A 21390-nucleotide genomic window follows, 5' to 3' on the forward strand; every position below is an offset into this window, starting at 1 on the left:
GCCACAAGTTTCCTTTGATTCAAGGCACTCTTAAGTGAACAACATTGCGGCAAGCGCCGGGCCTTTTTTTGCCTGTCACTTTGATCAGGCTGCCAGATTGGCTGCACTCATTTCTTTCTTGTACTGAGCCTTAAGACTCTCCATTTGCGCCCCCAATTCTTCGAGGGTGGCTTTGCCCAGCAGTTTTTTGGCCTGAGGAAACATTTCCGTTTCTTCCTCTTCGATGTGGTGTTCCAACAGCTCCTTGACCACTTTCACGCGGCCGGCGAACTCCACAGAGGACGGATCGGTGACTTTCAAGTCAGGCAGCACCAGCGAGTCAACGGTGCGGTGTTCTTCCTTGGCTTCGTAATACATGACGTCCTGTTCCTTGCCGCCCGCTTTTTTATACGCGGGGTACAAGACTTCCTCTTCGAGACGGGTATGGATAGTGATCTCCATTTCAAGCTTGGCCAGCAGCTCGGTGCGTTTCTTTATACCGCGTTCAGTGGTTTCGCTCAGTTGGGTCAGGATGCCCTTTACGCGTTCATGGTCGGCTTGCAAAAGGTCAATGGCGTTCATGGTCGATTCTCTCGAATAGTCACGGGGATGAGCGCAAACGGTCTCAAGGCCGAAGGTCGCTCATAGTCCTGGAGCATTTGTCGTGCCGACTGACCACTAAAACAAGTACCTTTAAAATCAATAGCTTGAAGTCGCTGATGGCGAACTGTAGTCATGCAGGCTGCATGAGTCCGGATTTTGACTCATGCAGTTCGCGGCTTTCTTTTTACAGCGCAATCCGCCCGGTTTTTTCAGTGCGACCACTGATCAGATTCGCCACTCACGCAACTGAACTCGCCGTGAACCCTCGCTCCCTTAATACAGACACCGATGCCTTTCTTTATCGAACAGCGAGGATGCAGCCCGGGTTGAAGCATTGCGATCTATGGCGCCGGACCGGTGGGTTTGTTGAGTGCGGCCTGCGCAAAAATGCTCGGTGCCGAGCAACCTGGTTCCAGTGATGTACCGCTGACCGAGAACCTGGAAACCACCCCGATACCGGCACTCTAGATTCGCCCCGTTGTGAACGCGGGTTTATGTGGCGAGGGAGCAAGCTCCCTCGCCACACCGGTTTGCTCCGACTGCTCGCTTTAGCTCAAGTCTTTTGTTTTTTGCGATGCTCATACCACGCCAGCATCGGTTGCGTGCTGATGCCATGGATGAGGATGCTCAGCGCAACCACCGACAACGTGAGGTCAGTGCAAAGCGCTGCGATTGAAGGCGCGAGCCCATGGTTAAGGGCATAGAAAAGGTAATACAGGCTGCCGATGCCGCGAATGCCGAACCAGCCGATCAACAGGCGCTGGCGCCCGTCCAGCAATCCACGCCAGGGCAGGGCGGCGACGCTCAGCGGCCGGATCAGGCAAAACAACACGCCGCCGATCAGCAGCGCTCGCCAGTCCCAGTGCCCAATCAGCACGACACCAAGCAGTGTCACCAGAAACACTTCCATGGCGCGTTCGACCAGACCGCCGAAGGCGAGCATGTCGCCCATCATGATACCGGCGGCGACCTGCGTGTCTTCAAGACCTTCGGTGTCGCCATGAACGGCCTGGTGCGGTTCGACATTCTGATGGCCGACCACCGGCTGGACTCGATGCTCGGCGGGCAGTTCGTCGTCGCCGGTGGATTGGACTTCCACATGGCGAAGCCCCAGGCCCGCGGCGAACACGGACAAAAAGCCGTAGCCATGAATCGATTCGGCAGCGACGTACGCCAGGGCGATCAGCGCGAGGGCCAGGTAGTCGTTGGGGGAAAGAGTGCTGTCGTCATTTTTGATCCGCAGTACCAACGTCAGGCGACCAATGCCGCGCCCCATCGCATACCCCGTGAGCAAGCCGGCAGGGACGGCCCAGAGCAGGCTGCGCAACGCCCAGTCGCCCAGCCAGCCGGGGTTGCCGTCGTGTTGCAACAACAGCAACCCGAGGATCACGAACGGAAAGGCAATTCCGTCGTTGAGCCCCGCTTCACCGGAGAGGCCGAATCGCACACTGTCGTCATCCCGGGCGTCGTTGACTTGCACCAGCGCGGCGAGAACCGGGTCGGTGGGTGCCAGTATCGATCCAATCAACACGGCCGCGCCCCAGGACAATTCGAAACCGTAGTGCAGCAGCAGCGACACGCCGGTAATGGTCAACACCATCACCGGGCCAGCCAGTCCCACGGCGATGCGCCAGTTTTTGTCCTTGAAGGGCGAGCGCAATTTCAGGCCGCACACAAACAACGAAAAGAGCACCGCGACTTCCGTCAGGTGCTCCATCCAGGTCGAGGCGTCGTTCATGTCCAGCTTCAACAGGCCGAGTGCTGTCGGCCCGATAGCGATCCCCAGCATCAGGCACACCGCCGAGGTGGTCACCGGCATCCAGCGCAGGTACGACGACGTCAACGCCAGTGTCAGCAGCACCGCACCCAACACCGCCACCCAGAGAATGAAGCTCATGCGCTGTACTCGCTGGACAGGTGTTGCGATGTTGGGCCGTGGGCGATCAACCGACAGTCGCGCGCAGGTATTCAGGTGTCAGGACGTTGAACCACACCAGGATCATTTCCACCAGGACAGTGACTAGCACCAACAACCCGACACCCCACACGCAGGCGGCATTCAGCAAGCCCTGTTCCTTGCGTTCGTGCATGAAGGTCGGCATGCCGACAAACAGCAAAAACGTCGAGTAGATCGAGGCCGCCCCGAGCACGGCGATCGCCAGCCAACGACTCGGGTACAGACCGGCAAAGCCTGCAAGGAAAAACGGGGTGACGGTATACGCGGCAAAACCGATGCACTGGTTGATCGTCGGCCGGGCATCGAACGTACGGGACATCCAGCGTATGAACAGCCCCATCAGCGCCACGCCGGCGACAATGGTCACGTAAAGCAGCACGCATAATTGCAGCGCGCTACTGCTGCTGAGCTTCACCGTTTCGTTTTCGGCCAGGCTCCATCCGACGTAGGTGGTCCCGATAAACAGGCACACGGCAGGGATCAAGGCGAGCAGCAACAAATGAGCGAGGTAGTGGCGCGGGTGGGCTTCCTCTTCCTTGCGGATATCCGTCCACGCGAAATTCGGTTGGGTAAACAGTTTGACGATAGGTGCGGACATGACGACCTCCTGATCGGGGGGCGGCCCCCGTGACAGGGTCCCCTAAACGTATTGAGGGGCGCGCATTGTCAGGGGTTCACTTTTTCTGGCCGCCGCCGTGGAGTGTTCCGATAGAGGGAATGTTTGCTCGCGGGGAAGGTCAACCGAGCAGCTCTCTGTCGGGAGAATTGCCATGAGCGTCAGCCACTCCGTGGTCGAGTATTTGCGTCAGAACGATTTGCTGCTGACCACTGCAGAGTCCTGTACCGCCGGAAAAATCGTCACGCTTCTGGCGGAGGTGCCGCACAGCGGTGAGTTGATCGAGAGCGGCTACGTGGTCTATTCCCCCGAAGCGAAACAACGTTTGCTCAACGTCAGCCCTTCGACGATCGAAACGTTCAACCTGACCAGTTGTGAAGTCGCCCGGGAAATGGCAGAAGGGGCACTGCGCGACAGCACCGCCAATGTTGCCGTGGCGACCACCGGCATCCTTGGTCCGGAAGACGTCGATGGCATACCGGCCGGCACCATTTGTTTTGCCTGGGCCTATCAGACCCGTCATGGGCGCAGCGTCTTCAGTCAGCAGGAGCGGTTTTTCGGCACTCGGACTCAGGTGCAACTGATGGCCGCAGAACATGCCTTGAAGCTGCTGCCGGACTTCCATCGGCGTGCGTTGGCCGGTGAGCGAGGGGCAGGAGAAAGTCGTGAGCGATGAGTGTTCCCTGACCAATTCGATGCCGGTCATCGTCACGTTGATTGCGATTGATGCCGAGCTGTCGCGCCCTGAGCCGCTTGTGTGGCGAGGGAGCTTGCTCCCGCTGGGCTGCGAAGCAGCCCCCAAATCCGACATCCAATGCCATTTTTGTAAGCGCAGCGCACTCAAGCGCGAGCAAGCACCATGTTGTTCCTTCAAAGCATCGGTTTGCCACCGGTAATCCCATAGCGCTGACCGGTGATGTAGCTGGCCTCATCCGACGCCAGCAGCACATAAATCGGCGCCACTTCTACCGGTTGTCCCGGCCGTCCCAGGGGTGTCTGCCCGCCAAAATTCTGCACTTCCTCATCCGGCATGGTCGAGACGATCAACGGTGTCCAGATGGGCCCCGGCGCCACGCAGTTCACCCGGATGTTTTTCGGCCCCAGCATTTGCGCCAGGCCGGCTGTGAAATTGGCAATCGCGCCCTTGGTCGTGGCGTAGGGAAGGAGCGTCGGCTTGGGCATGTCCGAATTGACCGAGCTGGTGTTGATGATCGAACTGCCGGGTTTCATGTGCTTCAGCGCCGCCTGGCAGATCCGGAAGATGGCGGTGATGTTGACGTCGAAGGTCATCACCCATTCTTCGTCCGGGATGTCCTCGAAGTTTTCGTGGGTCATCTGGAACGCGGCGTTGTTGACCAGAATGTCGATACGGCCAAAACGCTCGACGGTTTTGTCGACCAGCGCCTGGCATTGCGCTTTGTGCGCGATGTCGCCGGGCAGCAACACGCACTGACGCCCGGCCTGTTCGACCCAGCGCGCGGTTTCCTGCGCATCTTCATGTTCGTTGAGGTAGGCCACGGCGACGTCCGCGCCTTCACGGGCGAAGGCGATCGCGACTGCGCGGCCGATCCCGCTGTCGGCGCCGGTGATCAGGGCAATTTTGCCGTCCAGGCGGCCGGAGCCTTTGTAGCTCTGCTCGCCACAATCCGGATACGGGTCCATTTTCTTCTGGGAGCCGGGGACCGGCTGGCCCTGCTTCTTGAAAGGTGGTTTTGGATAGTCAGTCATCGGAAATCTCCGTTCTCAAGGCAGAAGAGTCAAAGGGTGGACCCCGCTCTTTTGTCTTGAGTTCGGTTGGATTTCGGACGGTTGCTGAAACCTTCAAATCAACCCGACCTCCTGTGGGAGCTAGCCTGCTAGCGATGGCGTCGGATCAGTCAGCGTCTATGTCGACTGACACTCCGCCATCGCTAGCAGGCTAGCTCCCACGGGGGGGGATTGTCTTTACCTTCAGATGGAATCAGGCCTTGAGATTGATCAGGCTGCGCTCCATCCGCGCAATCCCTTCTTCCAGCAACGCGCGCGGACAGCCGAAATTCAGGCGGACGAACTGTTTGCAGTCATCGCCAAAATCCAGGCCTGGGCTGAGCCCGACCTTCGCCTGTTCAAGGAAGAACTGCTGCGGATTCTCCAGACCCAGCGCCGAGCAATCGAGCCACGCCAGATAAGTGCTCTGCGGTACGTTCATGGTGACGCCCGGCAGCCGGGTGCGAACGGCATCGACCAGGTAATCGCGGTTGGCTTGCAGGTAACCCACCAGCTCGGTCAGCCACGGCCCGGCTTCGGTATAAGCCACGCGTGTCGCTTCCATACCCAGCGGGTTGACGCTATCGACCATGCCGCAACGGGCGTGGTTGACTCGCTCACGCAAAGCCCGGTCCTGAATGATCATGAACGAGGTCTTCAGGCCGGCGATGTTGTAGGCCTTGCTCGCCGACATCAGCGTAATGGTGCGCCGGGCGATTTCAGGGCTCAACGACGCGGTGGGAACATGTTTGCGCCCGTCGAAGCACAGTTCGGCGTGGATTTCGTCGGAGATGATCCAGGCGTCCTGTTCGCGGCAGATGTCTGCCACCGCTTGCAGTTCGTTCCGTGGGAACGCCTTGCCCAGAGGGTTGTGCGGATTGCTCAGCAGCAACGCGCCGCCACCGGCCAGCGACTGGCGCAAGGTATCGAGCGGCGTGATGTAGGTGCCGTCAGCCTGTGTGTCGAAATTCAGTTCAACCTTGTTCAGGCCCCAATGGCCGGGGGCATGCCGCAGCGGCGGGTAGTTCGGAACCTGGACCACGACGTTCTGTTGCGGTTGCACCAGTGCGTTCAGGGCCATGTTGAAACCCGATTCCACACCCGGCAGGAAAATCAGTTCCTGCGGCTCGACGCGCCAGGTGTATTTGTTCCAGAGGTCGGCAACGATGGCGTCGCGCAAGTCGTCCTGCGCCACGCTGTAGCCGAGCAATGGATGCTCCAGACGTTTTTGCAGGGCCTGGATAATCACCGGCGGCGCGGCGAAGTCCATGTCGGCGACCCACATCGGCAGAACCTCGGCCGGGTAGCGGCTCCACTTGGTGCTGCCAGTGTTGTGGCGGTCGAACACCTGATCAAAATCGAAAGTCATGCTCATCTCATAAAGGCCGGGATTAATTCGGCAGACATGATAAGGCCAAGCCCCTGTGGGAGCGAGCCGTGTGGAGAGGGGATTTGTGGTGAGGTGTTTTGTGGCGAGGGGATTTATCCCCGTTCGGCGGCGAAGCCGTCGTAGATCCTGTCAACCCGGTATGACCGAAAGAATGCAGGGGGCTGCTTCGCAGCCCAACGGGGATAAACTCCTCGCCACAAAGGCTCTCCCACGGGGGAAAAACCTGGGCCGGCGGTCGGTTTTCACACAGTCTTCGACTGCATTGTCTAGAGTTTGAAGTGTCGGTAGCTACGCTGCCGCCGCCGTGATTGCCCCGAAAAACCCGGCACAAGTACCGGGTCTTCACCTGATCAGGAGTGCACGATGGATCTCAACCGTCGTCAGTTCTTCAAGGTCGCCGGTATCGGCCTTGCAGGCTCGAGCCTGGGCGCGCTGGGCATGGCCCCGGCGCCGGCCTTCGCCGAGCAGGTGCGCCACTTCAAGCTCACCCACACCCATGAAACCCGCAACACCTGCCCGTACTGCTCGGTAGGCTGCGGCTTGATCATGTACAGCCAGGGTGATGCCGCCAAGAATGTCGCGCAAAACATCATCCACATCGAAGGCGATGCCGACCATCCGGTCAATCGCGGCACGCTGTGCCCGAAAGGCGCGGGCCTGCTGGATTTCATTCACAGCCCCGGCCGCCTGCAATATCCGCAGGTGCGCAAGCCGGGCAGCACGGAGTGGACGCGCATTTCCTGGGATGAAGCGCTGGATCGCGTCGCCGACCTGATGAAGGCCGACCGCGACGCCAACTTCATCGAGAAAAACGCCCAGGGTCAAACGGTGAACCGCTGGCTGACCACTGGTTTTCTTGCGGCTTCGGCGGCGTCCAACGAAGCGGGTTACATCACCCACAAGGTCATTCGCAGTCTCGGCATGCTGGGGTTTGATAACCAGGCGCGTGTCTGACACGGCCCGACGGTGGCAAGTCTTGCCCCGACGTACGGCCGTGGTGCCATGACCAATACCTGGACCGATATCGCCAACGCGAATCTGATCCTGGTGATGGGCGGCAACGCAGCAGAAGCGCACCCATGCGGTTTCAAATGGGTGACCGAAGCCAAGGCGCACAATGCCGCGCGGCTGATCGTGGTCGACCCGCGATTCACCCGCACTGCGTCCGTGGCCGACTATTACGCGCCGATTCGCACCGGCACCGACATCGCCTTCATGGGCGGGCTGATCAATTACCTGCTGACCGAGGACAAGATCCAGCACGAGTACGTGCGCAATTACACCGACGTGTCATTCATCGTCAAAGCCGGGTATGGCTTCGAGGACGGAATCTTCAGCGGGTACGACGTGACCAAACGCGCGTACACCGACAAGTCCGGCTGGGGTTATGAACTCGGTGAAGACGGCTTCGTCAAGGTCGACCCGACCCTGCAAGACCCGCACTGCGTCTATCAATTGATGAAGCAGCATTACAGCCGCTACAACATCGAATTGGCCAGTCAGATTTGCGGCATGCCCGTGGACGCCATGCAAAAGATCTGGGAAGAGATCGCCACCTGCTCGCAACCGGGCAAGACCATGACGATCCTCTATGCCCTGGGCTGGACGCAGCACTCGATCGGTTCGCAAATCATTCGCAGCGCCGCCATGGTGCAGTTGCTGCTGGGCAACGTCGGCATGCCGGGCGGGGGCGTCAATGCCTTGCGCGGGCACTCCAATATCCAGGGGTTGACGGACCTCGGGCTGCTGTCCAATGCGCTGCCGGGCTATCTGACGTTGCCGCAGGACGCGGAGCAGGACTACAACGCCTACATCACCAAACGCACGCAAAAACCATTGCGGCCGGGGCAGCTGTCCTACTGGCAGAACTACAGCAAATTCCACGTCAGCCTGATGAAAGCCTGGTACGCCGGCAACGCTACGGCCGAGAACAATTGGGCGTACGACTATTTGCCGAAACTCGACATCCCCAACTACGACATCCTCAAGGTGTTCGACCTGATGGGGCAGGGCAAGGTCAACGGTTACATGTGCCAGGGCTTCAACCCGATTGCCGCGTTGCCCGACAAAAACCGGGTGATGGCGGCGCTGGCCAGGTTGAAATGGCTGGTGGTGATGGACCCGCTGTCCACCGAGACCTCGGAATTCTGGCGCAACGTCGGGCCGTATAACGATGTGGAAACCGCCGGCATCCAGACCGAAGTGATTCGCCTGCCTACCACCTGTTTCGCCGAGGAAGACGGCTCTCTGGTCAACAGCAGTCGCTGGCTGCAATGGCACTGGAAAGGCGCCGACGGCCCTGGCGAAGCGCGCACCGACGTGCAGATCATGAGCGAGCTGTTCCTGCGCCTGCGTCAACGCTATCAAGCCCATGGCGGCACTTATCCCGACCCGATCCTCAAACTGTCGTGGCCCTACAGGATTGCCGACGAACCGGCGCCGGAAGAGCTGGCCAGGGAGATCAACGGCTACGCCACCACCGACTTCACCGATGCGACGGGTGTGGCGATCAAGGGCAAGGCGCAACTGGCCGGCTTTGGTCAACTCAAGGACGACGGCAGCACCGCGTCAGGCTGCTGGATCTTTTGCGGCAGCTGGACCGAGGCCGGCAACCAGATGGCCCGGCGCGACAACAGCGATCCGTATGGCATGAAACAGCATCAAGGCTGGGCCTGGGCCTGGCCGGCGAACCGGCGGATTCTCTACAACCGCGCCTCCTCCGACCCGCTAGGCAAACCGTGGGACGAGAAAAAACGCCTGGTGTGGTGGAACGGTAAAGTCTGGGGCGGCACCGACGTGCCGGACTTCAAGGCCGACTCGCCACCGGAAGCCGGGATGAATCCGTTCATCATGAACCCTGAAGGCGTGGCGCGGTTCTTTGCCGTCGACAAGATGAACGAAGGCCCGTTCCCGGAACACTACGAGCCGTTCGAGACGCCCATCGGCATCAACCCGCTGCACCCGGAAAACAAGAAAGCCACCAGTAACCCGGCGGCGCGGATCTTCGATTCGGTATGGGATTCCCTCGGCGTGGCCAAGGATTACCCGTACGCCGCCACCAGCTACCGGCTGACCGAGCATTTCCACTTCTGGAGCAAGCATTGCAAGCTCAACGCCATTTCCCAGCCGGAGCAGTTCGTCGAGATCGGCGAGGTGCTGGCCAAGGAAAAAGGCATCGTTGCCGGTGACCGGGTGCGGGTCAGCAGCAAACGCGGGCATATCGAAGCGGTGGCGGTGGTGACCAAGCGGATACGCCCGCTGCAGGTCAACAATCAGGTGGTGCACCAGATCGGCATCCCGTTGCACTGGGGATTTACCGGGCTCACGCGTCACGGTTACCTGACCAATACCCTGGTGCCGTTCCTCGGCGATGGCAACACCCAGACCCCGGAATCCAAGTCATTCCTGGTCAACGTGGAGAAAGTCTGAATGGCCAGCCAAGACATCATTGCCCGCTCGGCCACCACGACGGTTTCGCCGTCAGTGCGCAATCAGGAGGAAGTGGCCAAGCTGATCGACACCACCAAGTGCATCGGCTGCAAGGCCTGCCAGGTCGCCTGTTCGGAATGGAACGAGCTGCGCGACGACGTCGGTCACAACCTCGGCACCTACGACAATCCCCAGGACCTTAGCGCGGAAACCTGGACCCTGATGCGTTTCACCGAGCACGAAACCGACGCCGGCAACCTCGAATGGCTGATCCGCAAGGACGGCTGCATGCATTGCGCCGAGCCGGGCTGCCTGGCGGCGTGCCCGAGTCCGGGGGCGATTATCAAGCACGCCAACGGTATCGTCGATTTCGATCAGGACCACTGCATCGGCTGCGGTTATTGCATCACCGGCTGCCCGTTCAACATCCCGCGGATCTCGCAAAAGGATCACAAGGCCTACAAGTGCACGTTGTGCTCGGACCGGGTCGCTGTAGGCCTGGAACCGGCCTGCGTGAAAACCTGTCCGACCGGGGCGATTGTGTTCGGCACCAAGGACGACATGAAGGAACACGCCGCCGAACGCATCGTCGATCTCAAGAGCCGCGGCTTCGCCAACGCCGGGCTGTACGATCCCGAGGGCGTGGGCGGCACGCACGTCATGTATGTGTTGCATCACGCCGACACGCCGGTGCTCTATGCCGGTCTGCCGAATAGCCCGACGATCAGTCCGCTGGTGGAATTGTGGAAAGGCGTGAGCAAACCGTTGGGCTTGCTGGCCATGGGGCTGGCGGTGTTGGCCGGGTTCTTCCACTACGTGCGCGTTGGCCCGCAGATCGTCGAGGAAGACGAACTTCCGGTCCTCAAAGACCCTGCGGTGCATGAAGTCGATCCGGCGGTGCACACCTTCGATCCGCGCGGGGAGGACAGACCATGATCCGCAGACAGATCCTGCGCTACACCTCGAACCAGCGCACCAATCACTGGCTGGTGGCGATCTTTTTCTTCATGGCGGCGTTGTCGGGGCTGGCGTTGTTTCATCCAGCGTTGTTCTGGCTCAGTCACCTGTTCGGCGGCGGGCCATGGACGCGCATCCTGCATCCGTTCATGGGTGTGGTGATGTTCGTGCTGTTCCTGGGGCTGGTGATTCAGTTCTTTCGGGCGAACTTCTTTATCAGCAATGACCGCTTGTGGCTGCGCCGCGTCGGGCGAGTGATCCAGAACGAGGAGGAGGGCGTGCCGCCGATCGGCAAGTACAACCCGGGGCAGAAGCTGCTGTTCTGGACCTTGCTGCTGTGCATGCTCGTGCTGCTGTTCAGCGGGCTGGTGATCTGGCGGGCATATTTCAGCGAGTATTTCGGCATCACCTCGATTCGCTGGGCGATGTTGCTGCATGCCTTGGCGGGATTTGTATTGGTGTTGAGCATCATCGTGCACATCTACGCCGGTATCTGGATCAAGGGCTCGGTCAGCGCCATGGTGCATGGCTGGGTCAGCCGTGCCTGGGCAAGGAAACACCATGAGCTCTGGTACCGGGAAGTCACGCGCGATGAACACCCCGAACGGCCGGTCAGCAAAAAAGGATAAGCCCCTTGGCGACAATTCTTCAGCCTGGCGAGATTGAAGCGGCGGCGAGTTCTCCGCCGTTTCTGCACTTGCCGCCGAACAACCTGTTCGCGTTGCGAGCACAGCGACTGGAACGGTTGGCTGAGGGGCATCCTTTGGCCAATTACCTGCTTCTGGTGGCAGGCCTGTGTGGTGTTCAGCAGCAGTTGATGGACGATCCCCCCGTCGCTACGTTGCCGGACCCCGAACGTCTGCGGGTTTGCCAGCAGCATGGCTTGCCGCCGTTCGCTGCCGACGGCCTGGTACGCGAGGACGATTGGTTGCCTTGGCTGCATGCGCTGTTGCAGCGTTATCGGCCACCGTCGCAAATGGAAGTCGAGAGCGCGCTAGCCCGTTTGCGAAATGCCAGCGTCGGCCAACTCAAAGCCTGGGCAATTGCTTTGGTCAGCGGCCAGTTTGCGTTGCTGCCGGCGGAGTTGGTGCCATTTCTGGGCGCCGCGTTGCAGGCTGCCTGGAGCCATTGGTTACTGAGCACGCCTGATCTGGCCTTGAAACCCGGCGACAGTCTCAGCCAGTGTCCGGCCTGCGGTTCTCCGGCGATGGCCGGGGTGATTCGGCATCGCGGCAAGCACAACGGCTTGCGCTATCTGGTGTGTTCGCTGTGTGCCTGTGAATGGCATGTGGTGCGGGTCAAATGCGTGTATTGCGAGCAGAGCAAGGGTCTGGAATATGTCAGTCTTGATGATGATCGCCATGCTGCCAATCAGGCGCCGTTGCGCGCCGAGGTTTGTCCCGGTTGTCGCAGTTATCTGAAATTGTTGTATCTGGAAAATGATGCTGAAGCTGAAGCGCTGTCGGGGGATTTGACCAGTCTGATGCTGGACATGCGCCTGGAGCAGGAAGGGTATCAGCGGGTGGCGCCGAATCTTTTGTTTGCGCCTGGGGGGGATTGAAGCTTTCTTGCTGGGGCCTCTCGGCGACATCTCCATTTCTTCGGTAACGGCCGCCTATGGTTCCGCTCTTACAGCGGGTTACTTGGAAAAGCGCCAACTAACCAAGCGCTATTGCCCCGTTCGTTCGGAACCCGATCTCCTGTGGGAGCTAGCCTGCTAGCGATGATCGTTAACGATAACGCGGGCGATCTGAATCAACGCGGTGTCTGGACGTCCATCGCTAGCAGGCTAGCTCCCACAGGGGATTGTTGGCGGGCATGACACGGGTGTTTCCCACCAATGATCCTGACAAACTTCAGGCCGGCTATCAGGCCGCCTCGCTTTTGCTTTTGATCTTGATCTGCCCCGTCGGAAGGCCGAGCGCAGGTTCTGCGCTCAGTCCAAAAAAAAGGTCGGCTGTCAGGTCGCCATCGTACGAGCGCCAGGCATACGCAAATTCATTGCGGGAGCGAGCCCGCTCGCAAAGAGTCCCAGCGACTACACTCAGGCGGTCAGCCGTTTACGGGAGCCCCTGATGCCCTCCAGATCCGCCAACCCGGCCTTGCGATTGCCTTCCATCGACAGTTTGCTGCGCCATCCGGCATGCCAGCCACTGTCCGAGCGCTATGGGCGCGAAGCGCTGCTGGGCAGTTTACGGCAACTGCTGGATGACCTGCGTGAACCGGTCATTTCAGGGCAACTCGACGCCATCGAAATCACCCCCGACACGTTGGCGGGCAGGGCTGGCGAACGCCTTGCCCGGCAGCATCGCAGCCATGTCCGTCGCGTATTCAATCTCACCGGCACCGTGTTGCACACCAACCTCGGTCGCGCGTTACTGCCGCAGGAAGCGATTGACGCGGTGCAGATGGCCGCCCGCTATCCGCTCAACCTGGAATTCGACCTGCACAGCGGCAAGCGCGGCGACCGCGACGACCTGATCGAAGGCCTGATCCGCGAACTGACCGGTGCCGAAGCGGTCACCGTGGTCAACAATAACGCCGCCGCCGTGCTGCTGACGCTCAACAGCCTGGGCGCGCGCAAGGAAGGGATCATTTCCCGGGGCGAACTGATCGAAATCGGCGGTGCGTTCCGCATTCCCGACATCATGGCCCGGGCCGGGGTGAAGCTGCATGAAGTCGGCACCACCAATCGCACCCACGCCAAGGATTACGAAGCCGCCATCGGCCCGCGCAGTGGATTGGTGATGCGCGTGCATGCCAGCAACTACAGCATTCAAGGCTTCACCACGAGCGTGCCAACTGCCGAATTGGCGGAGCTGGCGCACAAACACGGTTTGCCGCTGCTCGAAGACCTCGGCAGCGGCAGCCTGCTGGACTTGACTCGCTGGGGCTTGCCCGCCGAACCGACGGTGCGCCAGGCACTGCTCGACGGTGCAGACATTGTTACCTTCAGCGGCGACAAACTGCTCGGTGGCCCGCAGGCCGGGCTGATCGTGGGTCGCAAAGACCTGATCGCGAAGATCAAGAAGAACCCCCTGAAAAGGGCGTTGCGCGTCGACAAACTGACCCTGGCCGCCCTCGAAGCCGTGCTGGGTCTTTACCGCGATCCGGATCGCCTGGCGGAACGCCTGCCGAGTTTGCGTCTACTCATCCGCCCGCAGACAGACATCTTCGCCCAGGCCGAGCGCCTGCAACCATCGCTGGCCAGGGTGTTGGGCGAGGGCTGGCGCGTCAGCGCAGTGCCATCGCTGGGCATGATCGGCAGTGGCAGCCAACCCGTGGCGCGCCTGCCGAGCGCGGCACTGTGCCTGCGACCGGAGGTCAGCAAGCGCCTGCGCGGACGACGGTTGCTTGAGCTGGAGGCTGCCTTCAGAAAGCTGGCCATTCCCGTGCTCGGTCGCCTCGATGATGACGCGCTGTGGCTGGATCTGCGGCAACTGGACGACGAGCCGGCATGGCTGGCGCAGCTCGATCAACTGCAGGTGACCGGGTGATCGTCGGCACCGCAGGGCACATCGATCACGGCAAGACGTCTTTGCTGCAGGCCTTGACCGGTCAGGCGGGCGACCGTCGCCGGGAAGAGCGTGACCGAGGCATGACCATCGACCTCGGTTATCTGTATTCGGCGCTCGAACCCGGCGCGGCCCTGACCGGTTTTATCGACGTGCCCGGTCATGAACGCTTCACCCACAACATGCTGGCTGGAGCGCAAGGCATTGATCTGGCGCTGCTGGTGGTGGCCGCCGATGACGGCGTCATGCCCCAGACCCGGGAACACCTGGCCATCGTCGAACTGTTGGGCATTCCCCGGGCGCTGATTGCGATCACCAAATGCGACCGGGTCGATACTTTTAGAGTGCAGGCCGTGCGCGAACAGATCGCCGCTTTGCTCGCGCCCGGTCCTTATGCCGGCGCGCCACAGATTGCGCTGTCGAACACGACCGGCGAGGGTATCGAAACGCTGCGCCAGGCCTTGCTGGATGAGCAAAAAGAAGTGCTCCAGCGCCATACCCTCGGCGGATTTCGCCTGGCAATTGATCGGGCTTTCAGCGTCGCTGGTGCGGGAATTGTGGTGACCGGCACGGCGTTGTCCGGGCAGGTGGCGGTTGGCGACACACTATTGCTCGGTCCACAGGGCAAACCGGTGCGGGTGCGTGGCCTGCATGCGCAGAATCAGGCAGCCGACAGCGCCACGGCGGGCCAGCGAGTGGCGTTGAACCTGAGCGCTGAGCGCCTGTCACTGGAGCAGATTCACCGAGGGCACTGGCTGCTGGCCGAGTGGCTGTATGCGCCGACCCAGCGGCTGGACATCAACCTGCATCTGTTGATCAGCGAAGCCAGGGCGTTCGAACATTTTCAGCCTGTGCACGTGCACCTCGGGACTCAGGACGTAACGGGGCGAGTGGCGTTACTGGAGGGTTCCAGCCTGGCGCCGGGTGAGCGCATGTTCGCGCAACTCCTGCTCAATGCCCCCGTGCAGGCGGTGCACGACGACCCTTTGATCCTGCGTGACCAAAGCGCTCAGCGCACCCTCGGCGGTGGCCGGGTGCTGGACCCGTTCGCGCCATCGCGACAGCGCCGAAGCCCAGAGCGACTGGCGCAATTGCAGGCGCTGGCCTCGACGACACATCTGGAAGAGGTCTTGCCGGCGTTGCTGGCCAACAGCGACACCGGGCTAGACCCGCAGCGTCTGGAACGTCAGTTCAACCGCCCGCGCAGCACCTGGCATTTACCCGAGGATGTCCGCCTGATCGATACGCGCCAGGGACAACTGTTGTTCCGCACACTGCGCTGGGAAACGCAAAAAGCATTGCTGCTGGAACATCTGGCGCGCTTTCATCAACTGGAACCGGATCAAATGGGCCCGGACCGGGATCGCCTGCGCCGGTTCGCCGGCACGGCGCTGGACCGTGCGACGTTCGTCAGCCTGATCGACGAACTGCTGGCCGCTGGCACTCTCGCTGCCAGCGGACCGTGGCTGCACTTGCCCGGTCATCAAGTACGCTTGAGCGCGGAGGACGAAGCCCTGTGGCAACACTTGCAACCGTTGTTCGAACAGGCCGGATTCGATCCCCCGTGGGTGCGTGACCTGGGTTTCGATGAGGTGACGGTGCGCTTGCTGCTGCGCAAGATGGCGCGCCTGAGCCTGGTGCATCAAGTGGTCCGCGACCTGTTTTATACAGACGCAATGCTGCGTCGTATGGCGGCTATGCTCTTGCAACTGGCGGCGCAAAACGAGGTGATTCAAGTCACGGCGTTTCGCGATGCGGTGGGCCTGGGGCGCAAGCGCAGTATCCAGATTCTCGAATACTTCGACCGGCTGGGCCTGACCCGACGCTTTGGCGACAAACGTCATATCCGCCTCGACAATGCCCTGGCGCAACGGGCAGAAAACTGACTTCAAGGAAGGCAATCGCGCCCGGTGGCGCGGCCGGGCTTCAAACCCGGTTGGGGACGGCATCCGTTCCCGGGCAGGTTCGACTCCGGCTGCCTTCCGCCAATTTCCCTTCACAGATGCCCGAAGTTCAGCGGGTACTGGATGACCACGTACACCCGGTCGATGTCATCGCCTGCCTGGGCGGTGTTGGCTCGATGGGACACATGGGACAATTGCAGGGACAATCCTTTGGCCGTGCCGGACTGCACGACGTAGCGCAGGTCTATGTCGCGCTCCCAATGCCGGCCGCCATCGCCTTGTTGCGGCATGTAGTCACCGACGGACTCATCAAAAGGGTTGTAGGCGCCGCCCTTGGGCGCATGGGTGCCGTCGATCTGGCTGCCCATGACGTAACGCGTCATGAAATTCAGGCCGGGAATCCCTAAGGTGCCCAAATCGAGGTCGTAACGTGCCTGCCATGAGCGTTCATTGGCGCCGTTGAAGTCGGCGTACTTGATCGAGTTGGCCAGGTAGATCGAATCGCCGCCGACAAAATCGAATGGCGTGTCGCCCGTGATTTTTTGATACGCCAGCGTGAAGGCATGTGCAGCGACGGTGTACTTGCCCGAGAGACTGAACGCGGTGTTATCGATGGCGCCGGCCAGCGCTTTGCCGGTGTCCTGCGTATGGTAGAGATTGGCGTCGAGGAATACCCCGGGCTGCTTCAGGTGCAGGTTGGCGTAATACTGACGCCAGGTGTCGCTGAGTTCGGAGGCGTAGAGCGCACCGCCGACGGGGCGTTGGGTGAACAGGTCGGTGCCGAGAAATGTAATGCCGCCAGCCTCGGTGTTGGCGCCATAGCCATAGAAGTCGCCTTTGCCCGAAGAACTGTCCTGGTTCTTGAACGCCGTGAAATGACCGGCCACCAGATTCAGGTCGTCGATTTCGCGGCTGTTCAGCAGCAAGCCTGTGGCGTATTCCGGTTGCAGGCGTTTGTCCGCGGTGTCGAATACCGGGGTTTCGACCATCATTTCACCGAAGGCCAAGGTGGTTCGGGAGGCTCTGATTTTCAGCGCGCCACCGCCACTGGAGTAGTTGCCTTCGCTACGACCGTCATCATTTACGGGCAGCAATCCAGTCCCGGAATGCCCCTTGCCGCCATCCAGTTTCAATCCCAAAAAGGCATGAGCATCCAGGCCAAACCCAAGCGTACCGGGTGTGAAACCGGATTCAAAAGCGCCGATAAAGCCTTGAGCCCATTCCGCTTTATAGCTTTTGCCTGTCGGCGAAGGGGATCGGTAATCGCTATTGAGGTAAAAGTTGCGGCTGAGCACGTCAAGCGTCGCGCCGTCCAGAAACCCTTGTGCGGGTTCATCAGCCAGGGCTGTTCCAGCGAACAGCATCGATAACCAGAAGGGCAACCCGGCGCGAAGATCTTGCTTGCGAAACTTCATCGTCAATGACCACGCACCAGCGACTGCGGAATGTCCACAGTCGCTTGCTATTAAAAGGAAACCGCTTAGTGGCCTTCCGAAGCCCCGAACATGGTCTTGGCGTAAATCAGCCCCAGACCGTAGGAACCACCGTTGGCAATCGAGGTTTTCACGGTTTCGTCATAGGTCTCGGTACGTGCCCAGTCGCGCTGCAGTTCAAGCAGGTATTGCAGCGAGGTCATCGGCCGCGCGCCGATCTGGATCATGCGCTGCATGGCCATTTCATGCGCTTCGGTGCTGACGTCGCCACAGGCATCGGCAATCACATAGACCTCGAAACCCTGGTCGATGGCCGACAGCGCCGGGCCGACGATGCACACGGAGGTCCACAGGCCGGCGAGGACGATTTTCTGTTTGCCGATCTTGTTGACTTCGACGGCGATGCGCTCGTCTTCCCAGGTGTTCATGCTGGTACGGTCGATGACGTTGTGTTCCGGGAATACCGATTTGATTTCGTCGAAGATCGGGCCTGAGAAGCTCTTCTCGGCAACCGTGGTGAGGATGGTCGAGACCTTGAAGCCACGTGCAGCCTTGGCCACCAGCGCGGCGTTGTTGCGCAGGGTCACGGCGTCGATCGACTTGGTCGCAAAGGACATCTGCGACTGGTGGTCGATCATGATCAGTGTGTGGTCGGTCGGGGTCAGCAGGGTTTTGCCGGGAACTGCTTTTGCGATAGCCATGGCGAGGTCCTTACGGGTGAGTGAGGAGGCCATGGTTGCGTAAATTCATTCGGGGATATTGAACCGGTGTGCTGTGTTTTGACTTTCTTGCGGGGCGGGATCACCGCGCCGCCCCGCGCAATAAAAGCTATCGCACGGGACAGTCCATCATTGCATCACGTACCGACCGGGGGCCGATTCAAGTGCAGGATACTGCGTATTGCCGGTGTGCGGCGCCGAAGGCTGGCGTTCGCCGCCGTGTTCGGCGAGCCAGGCGAACCAGTCGATCCACCAGCTGCCGGGCTGTTGCTCGGCATTCTTGAACCAGGTATCGGGGTTTTTCGTGACCCGGTTATTGGTCCAGTAATGGCGCTTCTCCTTGGCGGGCGGGTTGATGACCCCGGCAATATGCCCCGAAGCACCCAGCACGAAGCGCTTGGTGCCGGACAGCAGTTCGGTGCTGGCGTAGGCGCTTCGCCAAGGCACGATGTGATCGTCATGGGTAGCGAGGATGTACGCCGGCGCGTCGATGGCGCGCAGATCGAGCCTGGCGCCGCAGCAGTCCAGCTCGCCGGATTTCAGATCGTTCTGCAAATAGGTGTGGCGCAAATACCAGCAATACATCGGGCCGGGAAGGTTGGTGCTGTCGTTGTTCCAGAACAGCAAATCGAGAGGGATCGGCTTCTGGCCCTTGAGGTACTTGTCGACGTTGTAGTTCCACCACAAATCATTGGGGCGCAACAGTGAGAAGGTGTTGCCCATGTCCTCGCCCTTGAACAGGCCGATGGGGCCGTCAACGCCACCGATGGTGCGCTCGCGGTAAGCCACCAGTTGCTCATCGACGAAGATGTCGATAGGGCCGGTGTCGAGGTAGTCCAGGAACGTGGTCAACAGGCTCACGCTGCCGATTTCGCGATCACCGCGGGCCGCCAGCACCGCCAGCGCGGTGCTCAGCAGCGTGCCGCCGATGCAGAAACCGACGCAATTGGGCCGTTGCTCGCCGCTGATTTCACGGGTCACTTGCAGGCCTTTGATGATGCCGGTTTCGATCAGGTCGTCCCACGTGGTGCCTGCATGTGCCTGATCGAAGTTGCGCCACGACATCAGAAACACTGGATGACCTTGTTGCAACAGGTGGCGAACCATCGAGTTGTCCGGGCGCAGGTCAAGGATGTAGTACTTGTTGATCGACGGCGGGACGATGAATACCGGTCGCCGGTATTGGGTGTCGCTTTGCGGGTAGTACTGAATCAACTGGAAGAGGTCGTTCTCGAATACCACTTCGCCGGGCGTGCTGGCCAGGTCGACGCCGACCTTGAAGGCGCCGCTGTCGCACTGGCGCATCTTGCCTTCCTGCAGGTCGCTGGCCAGGTGCAACAGGCCCGTGAGCAGGCTGGCGCCTTGAGTTTCCGCGGCCCGCTGCAGGGCATCGGGATTGCTCACCAGAAAATTGCTCGGCGCACCCGCGGCGATGGCTTGCTCTACGAGGTATAGCAGGCGCTGGCGGGGTTTCTTGTCTTTGATCGGCAGTTTGTCGAGCAGTTTGAGCAGGAACCCGGCGTTCAGCAGGTAAAACGCGGCGAGGGAGCCGAACAGCGGCTCGCGCCAGTTGCCACTGGCAAAACGTCGATCCTCAAAGGTGAAGGGCTGGCCGCTCATTAGCCGGTGCCCGAGGTCCGCCCATTGCAGCTGATAGTCCGACTGGAGGCTGTCCAGGGTGTCGCGCGGCAAGTCGAACCACTCGTTGTATTCCTGCCCGGTAAACCACGGATTGGTGCTGACCCATAAACGTAATTGTTGCACTGCAAAGGAGGCAATGAACGGAACCTGGCCGGACCAGAAGGTATTGAAGGTGTGCGCGTTATTGTCCATGGAACTCCTTGCCCACATCAGTAAACCGGGCAGAAAAAAACCGCGGTGCCGGAATTCGGCACCGCGTCAGCAGTCAAGCAAGCAGTCCTGTGTTTCGTCTTATCGTTCGATGACCAGACTGACGCCTTGGCCGCCGCCAATGCACAACGTGGCCAGGCCCTTTTTGCCGTCACGGCGAATCAGTTCGTGCACCAGCGACACCAGAATCCGCGCGCCCGACGCGCCGATCGGATGGCCCAGTGCAATCGCGCCACCGTTGACGTTGACCTTGCGGGTGTCCCAGCCCAGTTCCTTGCCAACTGCCAGTGATTGCGCGGCGAACGCTTCGTTGGCTTCGATCAGGTCGAGGTCGTCCAGGCTCCAGCCGGCTTTCTCCAGCACCAGACGGGTGGCCGGAACCGGGCCGATGCCCATGATCGACGGGTCGACGCCTGCGCTGGCGTAAGCCTTGATGCGTGCCAGCACCGGCAAGCCGAGGGCCTGGGCCGTGGTGGCGCTGGCCAGCAGCAACACGGCGGCGCCATCGTTGAGGGTCGACGAGTTGCCGGCGGTCACGCTGCCGTCTTTCTGGAACGCCGGTTTCAGATTGCTCAAGGCTTGCAGCGTGCTGCCCGGGCGCGGTTGTTCATCCGTATCGAACACCAGCGGATCGCCCTTGCGCTGAGGGATCAGGATCGGCGTGATTTCACGCTTGAAGTAGCCTGCTTCGATGGCGGCAGCCGCTTTCTGTTGCGAGGCGGCGGCGAAGGCGTCCTGGTCTTCGCGGGTGAGGCTGTACCGCGTGGCCAGATTTTCAGCGGTGATGCCCATGTGGTAGTCGTTGAAAACGTCCCACAAACCGTCCTGAATCACGCTGTCTTGCAATTGCGCATGACCCAGACGCAGCCCGGTGCGTGCCTTGGGCAGCACATAGGGCGCCAGGCTCATGTTTTCCTGGCCGCCGGCAATCACCAGTTCGGCGTCGCCGCAACGGATCGCTTGAACAGCCAGTTGCACGGCCTTGAGGCCCGAGCCGCAGACCTTGTTCAGGGTCAGGGCCGGGGTAGTAAAGGGCAGGCCGGCCTTGATCGCCGTCTGGCGTGCCGGGTTTTGTCCCGAGCCTGCGGTGAGGACCTGGCCGAGGATCACTTCATCGATCTGCGCGCCGTCCAGACCGGTTTCTTCCAGCAGACGGCGAATCACTGTGGCACCCAGCTCGGTGGCTGGAATCGCGGACAAGGCACCCTGAAAACTGCCAATGGCGGTACGAGTAGCGGCAACGATTACGACTTCGTTCATGCATGACCTCATTAAAATTTTGTCCTGCGGG

General features: G+C 60.7%; 16 protein-coding genes, 1 tRNA gene and 1 pseudogene. 9 read left to right on the forward strand and 9 right to left on the reverse strand.

Features of this window, described 5'->3' with window-relative positions; all coding sequences use genetic code 11:
* Nucleotides 1–84: 84 nt before the first annotated feature.
* Nucleotides 85–561 (reverse strand): hemerythrin domain-containing protein, encoded by a 477-nt coding sequence (locus ACM6I5_RS10960; RefSeq protein WP_017338779.1) that lies wholly within the window; start codon nucleotides 559–561, stop codon nucleotides 85–87.
* A gap of 351 nt (nucleotides 562–912) precedes the next feature.
* Here ACM6I5_RS10960 and ACM6I5_RS10965 point away from each other — a divergent pair.
* Nucleotides 913–987: pseudogene (locus ACM6I5_RS10965) on the forward strand (hypothetical protein); the annotation flags it as partial.
* Between the two features lie 148 nt (nucleotides 988–1135).
* On the opposite strand, the gene ACM6I5_RS10970 reads toward ACM6I5_RS10965, so the two are convergent.
* Both ACM6I5_RS10970 and ACM6I5_RS10975 read right to left on the reverse strand, forming a co-directional pair.
* Nucleotides 1136–2479, reverse strand: a complete 1344-nt coding sequence (locus tag ACM6I5_RS10970; protein WP_414883814.1) for a cation:proton antiporter — start codon at nucleotides 2477–2479, stop codon at nucleotides 1136–1138.
* Nucleotides 2480–2525: 46 nt separating this feature from the next.
* A complete protein-coding gene (locus ACM6I5_RS10975; protein ID WP_414883815.1) occupies nucleotides 2526–3137 on the reverse strand; it encodes a Yip1 family protein in 612 nt (203 codons plus the stop codon).
* A 172-nt stretch (nucleotides 3138–3309) separates the two neighbouring features.
* Here ACM6I5_RS10975 and ACM6I5_RS10980 point away from each other — a divergent pair, with 172 nt between their 5' ends.
* On the forward strand, nucleotides 3310–3831 hold the full coding sequence (locus ACM6I5_RS10980; protein WP_414880481.1) for a CinA family protein: 522 nt from the start codon (nucleotides 3310–3312) through the stop codon (nucleotides 3829–3831).
* 194 nt (nucleotides 3832–4025) lie between these two features.
* On the opposite strand, the gene ACM6I5_RS10985 is transcribed toward ACM6I5_RS10980, so the two are convergent.
* Together ACM6I5_RS10985 and ACM6I5_RS10990 are read right to left on the reverse strand one after the other, a co-directional pair.
* The gene (locus tag ACM6I5_RS10985) at nucleotides 4026–4883 is read right to left on the reverse strand and encodes an SDR family oxidoreductase (protein ID WP_017338784.1); all 858 of its coding nucleotides are present in this window, start codon (nucleotides 4881–4883) and stop codon (nucleotides 4026–4028) included.
* A gap of 232 nt (nucleotides 4884–5115) precedes the next feature.
* Nucleotides 5116–6270, reverse strand: a complete 1155-nt coding sequence (locus ACM6I5_RS10990) for a MalY/PatB family protein (RefSeq protein WP_414883816.1) — start codon at nucleotides 6268–6270, stop codon at nucleotides 5116–5118.
* A 384-nt stretch (nucleotides 6271–6654) separates the two neighbouring features.
* On the opposite strand from ACM6I5_RS10990, the gene fdnG reads away from it, so the two are divergent.
* The 7 genes from fdnG (at nucleotide 6655) to ACM6I5_RS11025 (ending at nucleotide 16180) form a co-directional block, all read left to right on the forward strand.
* A complete protein-coding gene (fdnG, locus tag ACM6I5_RS10995; RefSeq protein WP_414883817.1) occupies nucleotides 6655–9720 on the forward strand; it encodes a formate dehydrogenase-N subunit alpha in 3066 nt (1021 codons plus the stop codon).
* Nucleotides 9721–10656, forward strand: a complete 936-nt coding sequence (gene fdxH, locus ACM6I5_RS11000) for a formate dehydrogenase subunit beta (protein ID WP_017338788.1) — start codon at nucleotides 9721–9723, stop codon at nucleotides 10654–10656.
* Nucleotides 10653–11306: a formate dehydrogenase subunit gamma gene (locus tag ACM6I5_RS11005; RefSeq protein WP_017338789.1), complete on the forward strand. Its 654-nt coding sequence runs from the start codon at nucleotides 10653–10655 to the stop codon at nucleotides 11304–11306. The genes fdxH and ACM6I5_RS11005 overlap by 4 nt, the downstream gene beginning before the upstream one ends.
* A gap of 5 nt (nucleotides 11307–11311) precedes the next feature.
* Nucleotides 11312–12238, forward strand: coding sequence for a formate dehydrogenase accessory protein FdhE (fdhE, locus tag ACM6I5_RS11010; RefSeq protein WP_414883818.1), 927 nt, complete (start codon nucleotides 11312–11314; stop codon nucleotides 12236–12238).
* Between the two features lie 514 nt (nucleotides 12239–12752).
* Nucleotides 12753–14174 (forward strand): L-seryl-tRNA(Sec) selenium transferase, encoded by a 1422-nt coding sequence (gene selA, locus ACM6I5_RS11015; protein WP_017338791.1) that lies wholly within the window; start codon nucleotides 12753–12755, stop codon nucleotides 14172–14174.
* The gene (gene selB, locus ACM6I5_RS11020) at nucleotides 14171–16078 is read left to right on the forward strand and encodes a selenocysteine-specific translation elongation factor (RefSeq protein WP_414883962.1); all 1908 of its coding nucleotides are present in this window, start codon (nucleotides 14171–14173) and stop codon (nucleotides 16076–16078) included. The genes selA and selB overlap by 4 nt, the downstream gene beginning before the upstream one ends.
* Nucleotides 16079–16084: 6 nt before the next feature.
* Nucleotides 16085–16180 (forward strand) — tRNA-Sec (locus ACM6I5_RS11025).
* An 8-nt stretch (nucleotides 16181–16188) separates the two neighbouring features.
* Here the strand turns inward: ACM6I5_RS11025 and ACM6I5_RS11030 are convergent.
* The 4 genes from ACM6I5_RS11030 to ACM6I5_RS11045 form a co-directional block, all read right to left on the reverse strand.
* Entirely contained in the window at nucleotides 16189–17511 is a 1323-nt protein-coding gene (locus tag ACM6I5_RS11030; RefSeq protein WP_414883819.1) for an OprD family porin, read from the reverse strand.
* A 65-nt stretch (nucleotides 17512–17576) separates the two neighbouring features.
* On the reverse strand, nucleotides 17577–18230 hold the full coding sequence (locus tag ACM6I5_RS11035; protein WP_017338794.1) for a hydrolase: 654 nt from the start codon (nucleotides 18228–18230) through the stop codon (nucleotides 17577–17579).
* 147 nt (nucleotides 18231–18377) lie between these two features.
* Complete coding sequence (phaC, locus tag ACM6I5_RS11040) at nucleotides 18378–20081, reverse strand: class I poly(R)-hydroxyalkanoic acid synthase (protein WP_414883820.1); 1704 nt, start codon at nucleotides 20079–20081, stop codon at nucleotides 18378–18380.
* A gap of 99 nt (nucleotides 20082–20180) precedes the next feature.
* Entirely contained in the window at nucleotides 20181–21359 is a 1179-nt protein-coding gene (locus tag ACM6I5_RS11045; RefSeq protein ID WP_414883821.1) for an acetyl-CoA C-acetyltransferase, read from the reverse strand.
* Nucleotides 21360–21390 lie beyond the last annotated feature (31 nt).

This window comes from Pseudomonas sp. IT-P171, assembly GCF_949767765.1.
Taxonomy (GTDB): domain Bacteria; phylum Pseudomonadota; class Gammaproteobacteria; order Pseudomonadales; family Pseudomonadaceae; genus Aquipseudomonas; species Aquipseudomonas fluorescens_B.

Excerpts from the sequence above, each read along its gene's own strand:
- ACM6I5_RS10960 (WP_017338779.1), bottom strand. The coding sequence starts at position 561 with ATGAACGCCATTGACCTTTTGCAAGCCGACCATGAACGCGTAAAGGGC.
- ACM6I5_RS10970 (WP_414883814.1), bottom strand. The coding sequence starts at position 2,479 with ATGAGCTTCATTCTCTGGGTGGCGGTGTTGGGTGCGGTGCTGCTGACA.
- ACM6I5_RS10975 (WP_414883815.1), bottom strand. The coding sequence starts at position 3,137 with ATGTCCGCACCTATCGTCAAACTGTTTACCCAACCGAATTTCGCGTGG.
- ACM6I5_RS10980 (WP_414880481.1), top strand. The coding sequence starts at position 3,310 with ATGAGCGTCAGCCACTCCGTGGTCGAGTATTTGCGTCAGAACGATTTG.
- ACM6I5_RS10985 (WP_017338784.1), bottom strand. The coding sequence starts at position 4,883 with ATGACTGACTATCCAAAACCACCTTTCAAGAAGCAGGGCCAGCCGGTC.
- ACM6I5_RS10990 (WP_414883816.1), bottom strand. The coding sequence starts at position 6,270 with ATGACTTTCGATTTTGATCAGGTGTTCGACCGCCACAACACTGGCAGC.
- fdxH (WP_017338788.1), top strand. The coding sequence starts at position 9,721 with ATGGCCAGCCAAGACATCATTGCCCGCTCGGCCACCACGACGGTTTCG.
- ACM6I5_RS11005 (WP_017338789.1), top strand. The coding sequence starts at position 10,653 with ATGATCCGCAGACAGATCCTGCGCTACACCTCGAACCAGCGCACCAAT.
- selA (WP_017338791.1), top strand. The coding sequence starts at position 12,753 with ATGCCCTCCAGATCCGCCAACCCGGCCTTGCGATTGCCTTCCATCGAC.
- ACM6I5_RS11030 (WP_414883819.1), bottom strand. The coding sequence starts at position 17,511 with ATGAAGTTTCGCAAGCAAGATCTTCGCGCCGGGTTGCCCTTCTGGTTA.
- ACM6I5_RS11035 (WP_017338794.1), bottom strand. The coding sequence starts at position 18,230 with ATGGCTATCGCAAAAGCAGTTCCCGGCAAAACCCTGCTGACCCCGACC.
- phaC (WP_414883820.1), bottom strand. The coding sequence starts at position 20,081 with ATGGACAATAACGCGCACACCTTCAATACCTTCTGGTCCGGCCAGGTT.
- ACM6I5_RS11045 (WP_414883821.1), bottom strand. The coding sequence starts at position 21,359 with ATGAACGAAGTCGTAATCGTTGCCGCTACTCGTACCGCCATTGGCAGT.